The following is a 15416-nucleotide window of genomic DNA, read 5'->3' as shown; positions in this document are numbered from 1 at the left end:
CCATGTAGTAATTTCATGCATACTATTTTATTTTCATTTTATTTTAAATAAAAACTATCAAATATAAAATAATCAAAATCTTCTTTACTAATCTCGTAGTCTTTCCATGAACGAATTGTCCAAGCGAAAGTTGTTACTTTATAAAGCTTCTTACATAGCACATAGGATAACATATTCTTATCCTGGAATTTATAAGCAATAAAATCAGGCTTTGTAATAAAATTAAATAATAGATTTTCTAACATAAAATAAAAAAAGCCACTATGAAACTCACTATCTTGCAGTAATCTTGATGCTAATTGTCCTCTAACTATAAAAGGCTCATTTTTCTTATACCAGAAAAGGCAGTATGGATTAAATGACTCGATACAATAAATACCTTGATATTCCTGTAAGCGCTTTGATACAATTTCATAGATTAATGAACTTGTATTTTTTGATTTGTATTCTAATATAAGAGGAACCTCGCCATTAATTACTGATAGAACTTCATCTAACGTTGGAATCTTCTCTTTCGATTGAAACAAATGATATTCTTTTAATTCTTTTAATGTTAGTTTATTAACATATTGATTTTCTCCACATACTCGAAGAAGGGTATCATCATGAAATACAACAGGAATATTATCTTTTGTTAATTGAACATCTAACTCAATCCCATACTTTTTAGTTACCGCCATAGAAAAAGCTTTTAAAGAATTCTCTGGTGCATCAGAATTATTATTATGAAGTCCTCTATGCGCATAAAACCAACCATTAAATGCCTCAAAATTTGTTTTACTTTTTGCTTTCGGTTTAATAAGAAATAAATATAAAAGTATAATGAATAAAAGAATAATCATAATTATTTTAAACATGTATATACCCATTGGATAACACGTCCTAGATGTGTTACTGCCACAATAAAATAAATCCTAAATTCCTAACGTGGCATTCCTTTCTTAATATCATTATATTACTATTTACAATGGACTAATAATAAATTCTTTCACTATAGTCTTTTTTCAAAATTACCCAGAATATCAATTCCTTCATTTAAGATTACAAATGCTTCTGGATCTGCTTCTTCAATTTCCTTTTTTAGCTCAGAAACTTCATATTTGGATATTACGGTTACTATAACTCTTGTATTAGTATTAGTATAGGCACCTTTTCCATCCCAGTATGTAACACCACGATTCAAATTTTTCAAAATAATATCTTCTATGTCGTGTTTCTTTGTAAATATCATAGCTGTCATATTAATATTCTGAAAATGTAATTTATCAATTACTACAGAACTTACCGCTGTATAAATAATAGAATAAATTGCAGTTTCTATATTAAATGCAAGTGCACAATATAAATAAATCAACAAATTCATTCCAATATTTAATTTACCAACGCTAAAACCTCTATATTTTTTGGAAAAATAGATTCCCAATATATCGGTACCACCGCCAGAAGAACCAGCCCATAATACTATACCAGATCCTATACCACTAATGATTCCTCCAATGATACAAGAGGTAAGTGCATCGGCTACAAGTGGCTTTCCTGGAATCATAATAATTGTTAAACATAATGTATAACTAATGGTAGTTACTATTGTTTTACATAAAAATCTGCGCCCCATAATAGTTATTGCTAAGAATAGAAGCGGTATATTTATTAGTAAGAAAATAATGCCCGAGACATCAACATTACCAAAATTCATATGAAACATATCTGTACATATCGTTCGGATAATCTGAGAGATTCCAACGAATCCTCCACTATATAGACTAAATGGAACGATAAATACATTAAGCCCTATTGCATATAATAAAGTGCCAAATATGGAAGCACCATATTCCATGATTTCTCTTTTTAGAGTAACCTTATTAGAATATGTTGCATCTTTTTGTACTTTTAATCCTTTTATCATACCTGTTCCCATACTAGATCTCCTATGCCCAATCACATGATTCTTCAATGATTTTCGCAATTTCTTCGAATTCACGAGCATCTATTTCATTGAATCTAGAAAGCAATGGACTATCAATATCTAATACTCCTACAACTTTTCCATTATATCTTAAAGGAACAACAACTTCTGAATTTGATGCACTATCACATGCAATATGTCCAGGGAATTCATGTACATCCATTACTAATTGTGTTTTATTATCTAAAGCGGCTGTTCCACATACACCTCTTCCAAGTGCTATATGGACACAAGCAACTTTACCTTGGAATGGTCCTAATAATAACTCTCCATTATTGATTAGGTAAAAACCCACCCAGTTTATATCTGTGATTGCTTCATTTAGAAGTGCAGATGCATTTGCGAGATTTGCAATTACATTATGCTCCCCTTCTAAAATCGCACTTAACTGCTTCTTTAATAAATCATATCTTTCTAATTGATCTTCTGGATACATCGTACTTATTTCGTTCAAACCAATTCTCCTTTGCAATGTGATTTTAGTATAATGGAATCTCCAATTTTCTCAGAAAAATCCAACCTTACACATTGTAATACAAGAACTTTTAACTTGCAATCCTAAGTTCAATATCTGGTAATAAACATTATTCTTATTTTACTACAAAAGTCTTTGATGCATACAAATAAACCAAAACTAATGCAACAATAATATAGACTACCGTTGCTCCTAATGCTGCTGATAAGAGCCATACTGGGGCTACATGAATCTGTAAACAAATATAACTTAGGAAATAAGTTACACCGTTAATGATTGTAAATAGTGGATTCTTTACTTCTAATTCAGTCGTATAAGGCTGCAATATATAATATAAGAATAAATGGTGTATTGTAAAAAACAAAGACAATATAACTATAAATATTGCAATCGGTAATGTTTGCCTTATACCTACTTCACAGAACAACCCTATAATCACTAATGATATTCCAATTGATACGGCAGGAATTAGATTATAGAATGCAAGCTTATTCAAACGTAGACTAAAGGTAGTAAGCACTGCCTTTTCTTTTTTATAAAAACCATAGCGTAATAGACTAATATCACAATTGTAGAACATTGCTTTAGTCATTTTTCCTGCAGAGGAAATCGCATACATAATAAAAATGAATACGGTAAATGACCTCGTAATTAAATCAGTGTATTCCTTATGAAAATCCTTTACCATAAATGATGCAACAATTCCACCTATTAAGGCTACTGCAACCACCGCAACTTCAAAAAGAACAGGCTGTAATACGATTCTTCTATGTCTCTTAAAAAAGATTGCGTTCAGATAATCATAACCTCTTTTTCCCGAGAACTCATTACTTCTAAGTTCTTCCTGATTGAATTTTTTGGTATTTATCTTAACATCCGCGAAAGATGCATCCTTTTTTACTTTATTAACATTAATAGACAATTCAGATAATCTATTAACTTCATTTAATGTAATAACGTAATGATCATAGCGATATAAGTATCGATAACCAACTAACCCCAAAATTGCAAAGATAATAAATATAACATATAAAGATATAGCATTATATTGAATCATCGTTTTCATTACAATAGGGACTATTGCTAATGCTAGCAACGCAATCGCAAATCCATAAAAAATAGCATAACTTTTTGATAAGAGCTTTCCAAATTTCTCATAGTACATAATATGTACCATTTCACCAAAGCAACGAAATAGGTTCATTGATAATACCATCACAACTGTTAATGGAACATCTATTTTTAAAATGGCACCTATAATTAAAAATACTATCATTTCTGATATTGTCTTTAAGAATTGTAGCCACAAAAAATTACTAAGAATATAATCTCTAGCGTTCATTTTCATTACTTTAATAAATATGAATTTATCACGACTTGGTGATAATATATCAGCATTTATAATACCTCCAAAAAGGAAGTATAGCACTATAATAACGTGTAGATATATCGCTCTTCTATCTGATATAGTATAATTACTATAGATAAATAGTGGAATTCCAACAACAATAACAGCTGATAATAGTGTACCAAATAGAACCTTTAATGCCCGAATAATAACAGCTATAACGGATAAGTTATGCTTTAAACCTATATGCTCATAACTTACATTTTTAAAAGCTTTTCCAATCAATGGAATCTTCTTCATATAGCATACAATAGCATTCAAAGACATAGAAGCACTCATCTCATTTGCTAATCGAAATGTCTCATTCATTAGAGGATTCCTCCTTTAAAATACGAACCAGTTTTTCTTCAAATTGGCTATCCTTTAACATAGAATGATCAAGTAATTCTAATTCCCCTTCACTTAAGGCAACAATCTCATCACAAAGATCCGTTGCTAATTGTAAAATATGAGTGGAAAAGATTAAGATATGATCCTTATGAATATCCTTTAATAATTTCTTCATTTCTAGTTGTACAACAACGTCAAGAGATGTTAATGGTTCATCTAGTAGGATGACAGCTGGTCTTGTAATAATAAACATTAGCATCTGAATCTTGTTCTTCATACCATGTGAATAATCTTTAATTAATCGATATCGATCCTCTTCCTTAATCTTCATTAATTCAAAGTAGTCATTAATTGTATAGTCGTCCTTTATCTTGTCTTTATTCACATCCATATAGAATTTGATAAATTCATAACCTGTTAAGAATTCAGGTAGGATTGAACTAGAAAATACATACCCGATATCATCTACTTTTAATTCTCTTTCTTCTGTATCTGTAATTAAGTAAGCCTTTCCCGAGTCAGCTTTTAGCTCATTAGCTAAACAATTAAATAATGTCGTCTTACCTGCACCATTTCTACCTAATAAGCCATAGATTTTTCCTTGCTCAAATTCAAATGTGATATCTTTTAATACTTGTTTCTTCTCAAAGCTCTTGCTCAAATTTTTTAATACTAGTTTCATATTTTAAACCTCTCTTATAATTATCTACGTTAAATATAGTTTCATTTAATGATTAAGCACACCAATTACAACTTATTCCAAAAAAGTATATATCGTAATGCACTGCTTTTCAATAAGGATTATGTTTGTATTTGATTAAAATTTGATTAGAGATCTTATTAATCATATATATAAAAAGCTCCTCAAATGTAATTTGTCATATAGCACATGATTCAAATTACACTGGGGAGCTTTTTAATTGTATATTTATGGTGATGTTGGGGTCAAATAGCTTTAATTTAGTGTACTGAGTGTATATCGCTGTATAGTTATGAATTTTGGCTACCTTTCCCTCAGGCACCATATTTTTTACAAGCCTCAGAACTAGCGAAAATACTCACTCACGTTCCTATTTTCACTATGAGTCTTGACAAAATATAAGCGATACCTTCGGCCGGACTACGCCAAAATTAATAATTATACATCAATATACACATTGTAGGTTATAAAAGGCTATTTGACCTCAACATCATTATTTATATATTTATTTTATTTTTTCAAAAATATATAATCTATATATTCCTACAACGAATACAGAATCTTCCACTTGGTATCTTATTTCCACAGCATTCACATGTTAACCATGCTTCTTTACTATCTTCTGAAAATTGTAATCTATCTTCTCTAACCCAATTAACGATGGCGGAAGAACTTACTTTTGTCTCTTTGGAAATTTGTATTAAGTTAGCAGTTGGATGAGTATTGATATATTCTTTTACTTCTTCATAACCATGTCCATCTGACTCTACATTATAAGTTAAGATAGCCATAAGTCGTTGTTTCTTTATAAGTTTACTCTCTTTAATCCGTTTTGATTCTTCTGCATAATTTTTCTCACATACAGGGCATATTTCATGGTCATTATAATCATTAAATAATTTTTTACATATTCTACATGCGTTTATCTTCATTTGCAAATCACCTACCTACTTAAATGAAATCACGTTTACTGTTACATTTATTATATCATACCTTTCTCCTGTAGAAAATCGAAAATATCTAGTCCTTTATTACTACTCAAAGTCATTTATTCCCAATATAATCTATATATATCCTTATTACTTTCCATAATTGACCTTTTCTTTATGCTCCTTAATCAATTGTTAATCAATAATATGATTTCAACTCGTATGCTTTAAATTACCACCCGATCTTTTATTAGAAGTTCGGCTTGTTTTGTCGAAACATTTTATAGCTAATTGATACTTTTTAGTTTAGTATGATGTTGGAACCAAAAGCCTTTTTATAACTTACATTGTTTATATTGATATATAATTATTAATTTTGGCGTAGTCCGGCCGAAGGTATCGTTTACATTTTGTCAAGACTCATAGTAAAAATAGGAACGTGAGTGAGTATTTTCGCTAGTTCTGAGGCTTGCAAAAAATATTTGCCTGAAGGAAAGGATTTCACACTAATATAATACTTATCATTTTGAGAACGGAGAGAATTATGAAAAATATAAAAAGAACTGCATTCCTACTTTTATGTATCTTTACTATCGTTATTAGCGTAAAACCCAACACGAATACTGCCGAAGAAGTTAGTGATAGTCGTGGATGGATTCACGGTGTCAACTGGATTACTATTGATACAGAAGACGTATTAATATTCTCAAGTAATGGATATAGACCAACTAAACCAACTGGTGAATGGAATCATAACATCTACTATTCTTGGTTTAACACCGATAATATCACTAACACGTTTAAACCAAAAGTTCTTGTTGATGCGAAACTTGCTCAAGAACCATCAAGTGCAGCAATCAATTCCAATGGTTATATTATAATTACTTCAGAAGATTCTGAGTTTCATCCAGAATCTCTAGATCAAACCTTTGGAATCTTTGATTCTGGCCTAAAAAAAGTTATTACTTATGGTAAGAAATTAATGCCTCCTCAAGGAGGACATTCTGGTCACGTCGCTGCTAGTGGTGACAAATTCCTAGTTACATTTTGTGATGGCTGGATTGATGGTGGAGGTGCCTATAATCTAGGCACTGGAGATGATATCTATAGTAGAATTGTAAATCAAGATGGAACTATGGGGAGTTTAATAAAAACGCAAGTGAGTGAAAAATCACGTGACTGGTGGCCTATTGTATCCGGCTCTGATACCGAATGGTTACAAGTCTGGCAACAATATAATGAAACTTCTAGTGGTGGTACTCTTTTGGGAGCAATCACTTCGAAATCTGGTAAAATCGTAAAGAAATTCCCTATTACAAAGAACAATAAATATTATTATTACGATGTAGGCTATATCGATTCCTTAGGTGTGTATATGGTAACAGGTTCTCGAATGGATGGCGGCTTTGTCTCTCTTATTAATAAAAAAGGCACAATAGTTGCAGAGAAAACAAAGCTTCCATATACCGTTCGAGAAGCCAAAACACTTATTAATGAATTCGGTCAATACGCGACTGCTGTATATCCAACTTATAATACAGGTGCTGCGGTACTTAAAATCACCAAGAATTCTATCACCCTTAAGAAAACAGTAAAAGTTGAGGTCACATGGGATTACATGGGTACCGATGGTACTTTTGTCTCAGACACAAAGGTTATTTTCGCAACTGGTACCAAAAATGGAATTAAGTTTGTTCCTATTAAAATTAACTAGGAACTATTATATGGTTATCCAGACGCAATTCAGTTAATCTATTAATATTTGCAGTATGTTCTTCATATATTTATAAAAAACAAAGGTAATTTACATATGGACATTTTGAATGATATTTCTCCAATCATGAAGAAAAAGACTAAAAAGCTAATTGAATTTCACGACAAAAAGAGTGAATATAAATTCTATTTTATAATTTGTCAATCCTTTACGTATTTTATGGCATGCCTGATACTATTACGCTTCGATACATGCATGGCAGTGTTAAGGAATATATTTACTTCTGAGATTCCCTCTAACTTGTCCATACGAACAGTTCAGTTAAATGAATTTATATTACTGATTTTTCTTCTAAGTTGTATCGGTTTTGCTTATTGCAATAAATATTATAAAAAATATAGTGACAAGTATAAAGAATTAAGATTAGATGTCGCTAATCTTGTACAGAATGAAAATCATCGTGAATTCTGTAAGCATGAACAAACTTGTGATTGCATTAATCAATATGTTGAATATATGAAAGATGTGCATGATATTGATGTATTATTAAAATAAGTGGCTGATAAGGGGTCAAAATCCAAGTTTGAATAAGTAAGTAAAACGATACCGTTTTTTACATATTTTTGCATTAGTACCCTATATAATGGTAACTAATATAATATAAGTTGAGAGTGTAGCACCCTTTAATTTTACCATGACGTTCGGTCACTTTGGTGGGGAGCTTATACAAATTCTAAAGGAGTAATTATGAAGCGGACAAATATCTTTTTCATCACTCTACTAATTTTACAACTTACACTTGGATGCTGTAACCAATTTACTAGTTCTACTGAATCTAATTCATTATCAGCTAATCTAACTACTTCTCTCACTACTCACACGGCTTTTGCAACTAATAAAGAAACAAAAAATACCCATTCCAATACAACGAATTTTCTAAAAATAACTCTTTATCTATATGGTCCTGATGATTATGACAATCCAATTGAATTAAAAGAAATATCAATCAGCAAAGAATTATATAAAAATCATTTAACAAAAGCGCTTAATAAAGTTTTTAAGAAAACTAAGATTAAAATCTCCAGCTCAAAAATTAATAAAAAGACAAAATGTATTACAGTTGATCTAACACAAAAAATAGCCGATCAATTCAATGCCGGAAGTTGTTCTGGTATCATATTGACCAATGAACTAATTGATACTTTATTACACTTACCAAATATTAAATCAGTCATTATCACAGTTGATGGAAAGAAAGATTGCTATGGAGACCATTATAGTTTCGAAGGTACTTTTCATGATGATGATAATTAAAAATGGTTCATCAATTTAGGAATAATAACAGATAAAAAGGCAGTTGCAAATTAGTAATAAACTACTATAAGTAGCTATACTATTTTGCAAAGCCTTTTTTATTACATATATAATATTACAATGATAGCTAGTGTAAGCTTAAGCGTTTCACACCCTTGATTTGTATGTCTCCAATGGCGACATATGGGAGCTGGTGTGAACTAATGTGTCGGAATGTTCCCTAAAAACAAGTAGAAAAGAGAATTCTTCTTAACTGAATTCTGTCATATACCCATCTATCATTTCTCCAGCGAAAGCCTTCAACATTTTGTCTTCCAATATTAATTGGATAGAACCAAAAAGCATTACCATTGATTAACCAGATATACGTGAATCGGTTTAAACATCGTCTATTAAAACCCGTTTGATAGATTGGCCTACCCCCGCCTCTAAACTGTACTCCTCTCTCTTCTGGTGCCATAAAAGTTTGTTCCCTATTCATTCCTGGCATACCTGGCATTTCAGGAGTGAAATTAGGTGGTGGAGATGATGGTTGACCTCCCATTCTTGGTGGTTCAACATTCCTCATAGGTGGTTGGTTTTGGCCTCCCCTTCCTGGTGGAAGTTGTTGACTATGATATTCTGATTCTTTATTATATGAAAAATTGAATTTATCTCTGTTCAATTTCATTTTCCTTTCATAAAATAGTTCTAAAATATCATATGTAATGCTATGAGAAAATGTTTCATAATTTAACAAAAAACATTATTAAATATTATAATTTCATAATACTAATTTCATTAGATAATCTGTTTGTTCATCATCACCCAATTTGAATATATGGGAATCAAATATTTCAAACCCTTGCTTTTCATAAAATTTAATTGCATTTATATTGTTTTCCCATACACCTAACCACATATACTTTAGATCATTGCTTTTTGCAAGTTCTATTGCTTTTTCCATTAGTCTTTTACCAATATGTTTTCCCTTATATTCTTTTAATATATAGATTCTTTGAACTTCTAATGAATTATCATGGCCTATCTCTGTTTGTGCTGTATCAAAATTAGCTTTCATATATGCAACTACATTATTGTTATGTTCAACAATATAGAATCTTGAACCTTGATTATTTACTTCACTTTCTAATTGTTCATAAGAAAAATTCTCCTTTAAATAGCTTTCCATATCCTCTGTAGCATTTTCATCAGAAAAGGTTTCATAAAATGTTCTTTCACCTATAACTTTAATTTTTTCTATGTGTTCTATACTACATTCTTTGATTGTTAAATTGTCCATATTTGTTCTCCTTCTTGTATTATAATTCTATATTATAAATAAAAAAGCCAAGGTGATATTATAAAATATCTCCCAGGCTTTTGTCCCTCCGTGAACATAGTAAAACTATGCGTTTCATCTTGGACCAGACCAACTTATTTATTATAGCTGCGGAACCCTATAAAACTTTTTATTCTCTATTATAATTGTGTTTCACTCTGGGCAACCCCAGTTCAGGGCAAACAAAAAATGAAGTCTCCTGACTTCATTTTTGTTTTGAACTGGGCTAGTAGGATTCGAACCTACAGATGCTGGAGTCAGAGTCCAGTGCCTTACCGTTTGGCGATAGCCCAATGTTACGACAAAGCATATTATAACTGATAGATTCTGATTTTTCAAGAGAAAATTGAAATTTTTTCTACTATAAAATTGTAAATTACACCACTATGCCAACTATCCTTTTATTTTATTTTTTCTTAAGCCTTTGCTATAAAACTTTTTTCAACTGTAATAACTAACTTTAATCTATCATCAATTTGAGTTACTCCATTCGTAACATACTCAATTATATTTTCATTATCTTCCTCTTTATAAGAAAATGGAACAACCAAGTCAAAGATAAGGTTAATCCTTTTATCTCCACGAACCACTCGAAAATCATGAAGGGAAGCTTCTTCATCATATTTATTGATTATTTCCTTTGTCATTTCTTTATATTTTAAAACATTTTCATCCTTTACTTCGATAGGATCCATATGAATGACTAAGAAGATATTATGTTCTCTTAATATTTCTCTCTCGATTCGATCTATGGTTTCATGGGCATCTTCAATGTCCACGGTATTTGGAACTTCTGCATGAATAGTTGCCATAGAATTGGTTGGTCCATAGTTATGAACAATTAAGTCGTGACTTCCTACTATTCCATCATAGCTTTCCACAATATTAGTAATTTTACGGTATAGTTCTGGTGATACCGCCTCTCCAATTAGTGGTTCTATTGTCTCTTTTGCAATATTAAATCCAGCATAGATTACTAAAATAGAAACGATAAAACCCATATAACCATCAATTTTTAATCCTGATAATTTACCAATAATGACCGATAGAATCGTTGCTGATGTAATGATTACATCACCAAATGCATCTGCCGAAGTTGCTTTCATTACGGAGGAGTTAATTCGATTTCCTAATTTTCTATTAAATAATCCTAACCACACTTTTACGGTTACTGAAAGGCATAAGATTACTAACAGGATTATATTAAATTGCACTGATTCTGGATGTAGGATTTTATCAAAGGAACTTTTAAAGCAAGAAAATCCTACTTGAATTACAAGAAACGCTACGATTAATGCAGATAAATACTCGCTTCTTCCGTGTCCAAAAGGATGCTCCTTATCTGCAGGACGACTTGATAATTTAACTCCAATAAAACTAATAATTGACGATGCTGCATCAGATAAATTATTAAAAGCATCTGCCATTACTGATATACTGTTAATCATCATTCCAATTGTAAATTTTGTTAAGAATAGAATAAAGTTACAAAAAATTCCCACGACACTTGTCAATACCCCATATTGTTCTCTTACTTTACTATTCTCAACATTGTCTTTATCTTTTACAAATAAGCTAACTAATAATGTTGTCATACCCACCTCATCAATTTATTATCTATTTTAAATAACATACCTATATATTTCAAACATTCTTACTATTACACTGTGATTTGCTCACAGACCTAAATTTTTGGTGTAAAATTCTTTTTATTTCAAAACTAGTCTCATTGTTCACCCTCTAACTATCTTTAACAAAGATATCGAAAAATCCCTCTCATAACCTTCCCTGAATATTACTGTATCAATATATGTGTTAGGATTTTGTTTTAAAGCGTATTAGAGATTCTTAATGAAAATTGAATCATTCAATAATCAGAAGGAGCGCTGTTTGAGTGTATTTCAACGAGTTCGCTCCTTCTGGTTATGTACTGATTGATTCAATTTTCATTTAGTATCTCTTATACGTCTTTAACCAAAATCATTAGCACATATATTGATACAGTATTATTTATCAGTAACCTTCATAAGGGATTTTTTCAATACCCTGCCTTGGGAGAATGGGGGAAGGCTCGCTATTTCACACTAACCATCTTCAACGAACTACCATTGTTACCCTTTTCAACAATAATCTGATTATCAATTCTTTCCTTCAATTCAGCTACATGGGAAATGATTCCTATCATTTTATTATGTTCTGTTAAAGATGTCAAGGTATTTAGTGCTTGTTCCAAAGATTCTGAATCTAAGGAGCCGAAGCCTTCATCTATAAATAAGGTATCTATTTGAATTCCACCCGCATTATTTTGTACTATATCCGATAATCCCAGTGCTAAAGATAGCGCTGCTTTGAAGGACTCTCCCCCCGATAACGTCTTTACCGAACGTGTTCTACCGGTATAGTTATCTAATACTTCTAAGTCGAGACTATCTTTTGTTCTTGCATCGGATACTTTTTGAACTTTCTGCAATTCATATCTATGATTTGTCATAATAGATAGCCTTAGATTTGCTGATTTTATAATATCTTCAAAATAAGTTGACAATACGTAATGCTCAAAGATTAAACGTTCACTATTATTTCCTTTTGTTACATTATCAAGATCTTTGATTACTCCATACTCTTCATCTAGACTTGTCTTTTCAGCTATCTTTGTAAGAATGGATTCCATTGCTTTTTTATTTCCCATTCTTCTTGTAACAATCCTTTCTTTTTCTTTTTGAAGGATATCTCGATTCATTTCTATCTCTTTTTGTTTCTCAAGAAGAATTTCAATCTCTATACGTTTCTTTTCTTTTAAAGTTTCTTCTAGGTTTTTCTTAATCGTTTCTTTTTCTTGCTTCTGGTCATAATACTCCCTGATATCTTTCCATAGCAAATCCATTTTTTCTTCCTCTAGAATCGACTCTTTATATTTCTCTTCTGATACGAACCCTAGAAGCTTTAATTGTATGTTATAATTCTCTCTACATTGATTTTCTTCTTCAATAAGCTTATTCTGCTCTATTTTTAAATCTTCAAACAAAGTAGTCTTATTATGTAGAGTCATTTTCTTTTCTTGATAGTCTTCTTCTGCCTTTTTTTGTTTACTAAGTAGTGAAGTTTCTTCTTTTTTTATTGACATCAGTTCTGTTTTTACTACATTTGGATCAAAACCTTCTGGAAGTTTTTTATTTAATTCTTCATAGCTACCCTTTAGAATATCGAATTCACTTTTTTCAGCTTCATAGGCTTCTTTTTTTCTTTCCATGTTCTGCTCTATTTGATTAATGGAAGATCCAAGTTCCATAATTAATTCTTGTATTTTAATCTTTCTTTCTAATTTTATATGGTAATCAACTTTTCTTTTCTCAGTTTCTTCTTTTTTAAGAATTAGTTTATTTTCTTTCTCTTCCAATTCTCCTTCTTCTAATTGTAACTTAGTAAGGAGTTCCATGAATTCAGCTTCTTTTAATGTTACTATACCATTTTGAGTTGCAGCTTGATTATATATTTGATTATATTTCTCTTGTTTTTCTTCATACTTTCTTTTTAATTCATCTAACTCATCTTCCTTGATAACTTCATGAGTAATCTCTGCTTTCTTTGGATGCTCTAGCGAACCGCATACAGGGCACGGCTTGTTATCTTCAAGATATCTCGCTACTAATCCAATTGCGGCTTTCTTATAGATTTGCTCATTTTTTTCGTATTCTTCTTTCGCAATTATTAATTTATCATTTTCAATCTGATAAGTAGATTGAAGTTTCGCTAACTTGTCTTTTTCTACTTTTAATTGCTTTCCTTTAATCCTTGCTTCCTTTAATATATTTATTTGATGTTCCAACTCTACCAAGGTAAGATTGGTCTCACCGAGATATTTTTCTACTTCTTGATATTCCTTATTTTCCTCCCCGAGAAGATTAAACTGATCTTTCTTTTCCTTAAGTTCAGTTTTTAAATCTTTAAACTCAGTAGCATAATTCTTTAAGCGCAAAGCGAACGCATTTAACTTTGCTTTGACTTCTTCAACCGATTCATGCAGTGGAAGATACCCTTCTAATATACGGTACTGTTCTCTGAGACTTTCTATTTTGGGATCATATTTCTTGGTTTCTTCAAGATTTAATATACTTTTTTGATATTGCTCATCAATCTCTTTAATTTCTTTTGAAAGATTTTCTTGTTTAAGCTTAGCATTATTTCTTCTTGTTTTAGCATTCTCATACAAGATCTCATCTTTTCTTAGCTTCTCAGCCTTTTCTGCCTGTTTTAATTGTATTTCAAAAGTTTTTATAATATTTTTTCTGTCTTCTAATTTACCAAGTTCATCAACGATTCTCTGATAGTGTTCTAACTGTCGATTCTGATTCTCGCCTTCATTAATTTGTATCGTAAGCTGCTTAATTTCTACTGACAATCCATCTATTCTTTTTTCATACTTGGTTAATTTCTGTTTATCTTTTTTCACATACTCTTTAAGAAGAAGTACTAGATTATCATAATTAATATATTCAGAATGAAGTTCTTCTTCTAACTCTTCTTCAAGAGATTTTTCATTCATTGTTTGCTCATCGTTTTGCTCTAGTATGTCTATGTTATCATTTTCATCCGTTTCATCACATTTAGATACTTCAATGGTAGTGATTGCTTCTTCCATTTTATTCTTCACTTCTAATATTCTAGAATATAATTTTTTTGATTTATCCGTTAAGATTCTCTGTATCTTCTCATACTGTTCTGTTTTAAAAAGATTCCTTAGAATCTCCACTCGGTCTCTTGAATTGGATACCAGTAATTCTAAGAATTCACCTTGTGCAATCATGGCAATCTGCTTGAATTGCTCATAGTTGATTCCCATGATCTCATCAATTTTTCGATTCACTTCTTGTAATGATGTAATTGGTGCTTCTTCTGATATCCTAAGCTCTGCGGTCTCATTTGAAGTCGTATATCCTTCCCCTCTCTTCTTAGGTCTTTGATACTTAGGGGAACGAGTTATGATATACTCAGTATCTTTATGTAGAAAGTGTAAAGTAACATAAGTATCAACATCTGGACTTGCGAAATCACTTCGAACAGATGCTTTTTCACGAATCTTACCACTAACGTCTCCATACAAAGCAAAAGATATTGCATCAAAAACCGTAGTTTTTCCTGCTCCTGTAGGCCCTGTTATTAGGAATAGGCTTCTATCCGAAAATTTGCTAAAATCTAATCTTGTTACATCTTTATAAGATCCCCATGCACTTAATTCTAATTGTAAAGGTTTCATAACGA

13 protein-coding genes, 1 tRNA gene and 1 riboswitch are annotated in these 15416 nt (G+C 31.0%); of the genes, 3 read left to right on the top strand and 11 right to left on the bottom strand.

What is annotated here, in order from left to right:
* Window positions 1-38 precede the first annotated feature (38 nt).
* From bsdtb5_RS05370 to bsdtb5_RS05345, 6 genes are all read right to left on the bottom strand, one after another.
* A complete protein-coding gene (locus tag bsdtb5_RS05370) occupies window positions 39-869 on the bottom strand; it encodes a glycerophosphodiester phosphodiesterase family protein (protein ID WP_271715009.1) in 831 nt (276 codons plus the stop codon).
* A gap of 122 nt (window positions 870-991) precedes the next feature.
* A complete protein-coding gene (locus bsdtb5_RS05365) occupies window positions 992-1918 on the bottom strand; it encodes a YitT family protein (RefSeq protein ID WP_271715008.1) in 927 nt (308 codons plus the stop codon).
* A 10-nt stretch (window positions 1919-1928) separates the two neighbouring features.
* Window positions 1929-2420, bottom strand: coding sequence for a GAF domain-containing protein (locus bsdtb5_RS05360; protein WP_271715007.1), 492 nt, complete (start codon window positions 2418-2420; stop codon window positions 1929-1931).
* 136 nt (window positions 2421-2556) lie between these two features.
* Window positions 2557-4158, bottom strand: coding sequence for a hypothetical protein (locus bsdtb5_RS05355; RefSeq protein ID WP_271715006.1), 1602 nt, complete (start codon window positions 4156-4158; stop codon window positions 2557-2559).
* Window positions 4151-4861: an ABC transporter ATP-binding protein gene (locus bsdtb5_RS05350; protein WP_271715005.1), complete on the bottom strand. Its 711-nt coding sequence runs from the start codon at window positions 4859-4861 to the stop codon at window positions 4151-4153. Before bsdtb5_RS05350 ends, bsdtb5_RS05355 begins: the two co-directional genes overlap by 8 nt.
* 551 nt (window positions 4862-5412) lie before the next feature.
* A complete protein-coding gene (locus tag bsdtb5_RS05345; protein ID WP_271715004.1) occupies window positions 5413-5811 on the bottom strand; it encodes a hypothetical protein in 399 nt (132 codons plus the stop codon).
* 541 nt (window positions 5812-6352) lie between these two features.
* Between bsdtb5_RS05345 and bsdtb5_RS05340 the strand changes: the two genes are divergently transcribed.
* The 3 genes from bsdtb5_RS05340 to bsdtb5_RS05330 all read left to right on the top strand — a co-directional run bounded on the left by bsdtb5_RS05340 (window position 6353) and on the right by bsdtb5_RS05330 (window position 8836).
* The gene (locus tag bsdtb5_RS05340) at window positions 6353-7522 is read left to right on the top strand and encodes a hypothetical protein (RefSeq protein ID WP_271715003.1); all 1170 of its coding nucleotides are present in this window, start codon (window positions 6353-6355) and stop codon (window positions 7520-7522) included.
* Between the two features lie 96 nt (window positions 7523-7618).
* A complete protein-coding gene (locus bsdtb5_RS05335; RefSeq protein ID WP_271715002.1) occupies window positions 7619-8077 on the top strand; it encodes a hypothetical protein in 459 nt (152 codons plus the stop codon).
* A 192-nt stretch (window positions 8078-8269) separates the two neighbouring features.
* Window positions 8270-8836, top strand: coding sequence for a GerMN domain-containing protein (locus tag bsdtb5_RS05330; RefSeq protein ID WP_271715001.1), 567 nt, complete (start codon window positions 8270-8272; stop codon window positions 8834-8836).
* 220 nt (window positions 8837-9056) lie between these two features.
* On the opposite strand, the gene bsdtb5_RS05325 is transcribed toward bsdtb5_RS05330, so the two are convergent.
* The 5 genes from bsdtb5_RS05325 to bsdtb5_RS05305 all read right to left on the bottom strand — a co-directional run bounded on the left by bsdtb5_RS05325 (window position 9057) and on the right by bsdtb5_RS05305 (window position 15411).
* The gene (locus tag bsdtb5_RS05325) at window positions 9057-9500 is read right to left on the bottom strand and encodes a hypothetical protein (protein WP_271715000.1); all 444 of its coding nucleotides are present in this window, start codon (window positions 9498-9500) and stop codon (window positions 9057-9059) included.
* Between the two features lie 99 nt (window positions 9501-9599).
* Window positions 9600-10118 carry a GNAT family N-acetyltransferase gene (locus bsdtb5_RS05320; RefSeq protein ID WP_271714999.1) on the bottom strand — a complete coding sequence of 173 codons (519 nt, stop codon included), beginning with the start codon at window positions 10116-10118 and terminating at the stop codon, window positions 9600-9602.
* A gap of 67 nt (window positions 10119-10185) precedes the next feature.
* Window positions 10186-10290: riboswitch (guanidine-I (ykkC/yxkD leader) on the bottom strand.
* An 88-nt stretch (window positions 10291-10378) separates the two neighbouring features.
* A tRNA-Gln gene (locus bsdtb5_RS05315) sits at window positions 10379-10450 on the bottom strand.
* Between the two features lie 123 nt (window positions 10451-10573).
* Window positions 10574-11752: a cation diffusion facilitator family transporter gene (locus bsdtb5_RS05310; protein WP_271714998.1), complete on the bottom strand. Its 1179-nt coding sequence runs from the start codon at window positions 11750-11752 to the stop codon at window positions 10574-10576.
* A gap of 479 nt (window positions 11753-12231) precedes the next feature.
* Complete coding sequence (locus bsdtb5_RS05305) at window positions 12232-15411, bottom strand: AAA family ATPase (RefSeq protein ID WP_271714997.1); 3180 nt, start codon at window positions 15409-15411, stop codon at window positions 12232-12234.
* Between the last annotated feature and the right edge of the window lie 5 nt (window positions 15412-15416).

The sequence above is a fragment of the Anaeromicropila herbilytica genome, assembly GCF_016591975.1.
Classification (GTDB): domain Bacteria; phylum Bacillota; class Clostridia; order Lachnospirales; family Lachnospiraceae; genus Anaeromicropila; species Anaeromicropila herbilytica.
This window is presented reverse-complemented; position numbering and strand designations above follow the sequence as displayed.

Bases quoted from the DNA above. Each gene is read 5' to 3' on its own strand.
- bsdtb5_RS05370 (WP_271715009.1), bottom strand. From the start codon at position 869: ATGGGTATATACATGTTTAAAATAATTATGATTATTCTTTTATTCATT.
- bsdtb5_RS05330 (WP_271715001.1), top strand. From the start codon at position 8,270: ATGAAGCGGACAAATATCTTTTTCATCACTCTACTAATTTTACAACTT.
- bsdtb5_RS05305 (WP_271714997.1), bottom strand. From the start codon at position 15,411: ATGAAACCTTTACAATTAGAATTAAGTGCATGGGGATCTTATAAAGAT.
- bsdtb5_RS05355 (WP_271715006.1), bottom strand. From the start codon at position 4,158: ATGAATGAGACATTTCGATTAGCAAATGAGATGAGTGCTTCTATGTCT.
- bsdtb5_RS05345 (WP_271715004.1), bottom strand. From the start codon at position 5,811: ATGAAGATAAACGCATGTAGAATATGTAAAAAATTATTTAATGATTAT.
- bsdtb5_RS05310 (WP_271714998.1), bottom strand. From the start codon at position 11,752: ATGACAACATTATTAGTTAGCTTATTTGTAAAAGATAAAGACAATGTT.
- bsdtb5_RS05365 (WP_271715008.1), bottom strand. From the start codon at position 1,918: ATGGGAACAGGTATGATAAAAGGATTAAAAGTACAAAAAGATGCAACA.
- bsdtb5_RS05335 (WP_271715002.1), top strand. From the start codon at position 7,619: ATGGACATTTTGAATGATATTTCTCCAATCATGAAGAAAAAGACTAAA.
- bsdtb5_RS05350 (WP_271715005.1), bottom strand. From the start codon at position 4,861: ATGAAACTAGTATTAAAAAATTTGAGCAAGAGCTTTGAGAAGAAACAA.
- bsdtb5_RS05320 (WP_271714999.1), bottom strand. From the start codon at position 10,118: ATGGACAATTTAACAATCAAAGAATGTAGTATAGAACACATAGAAAAA.
- bsdtb5_RS05340 (WP_271715003.1), top strand. From the start codon at position 6,353: ATGAAAAATATAAAAAGAACTGCATTCCTACTTTTATGTATCTTTACT.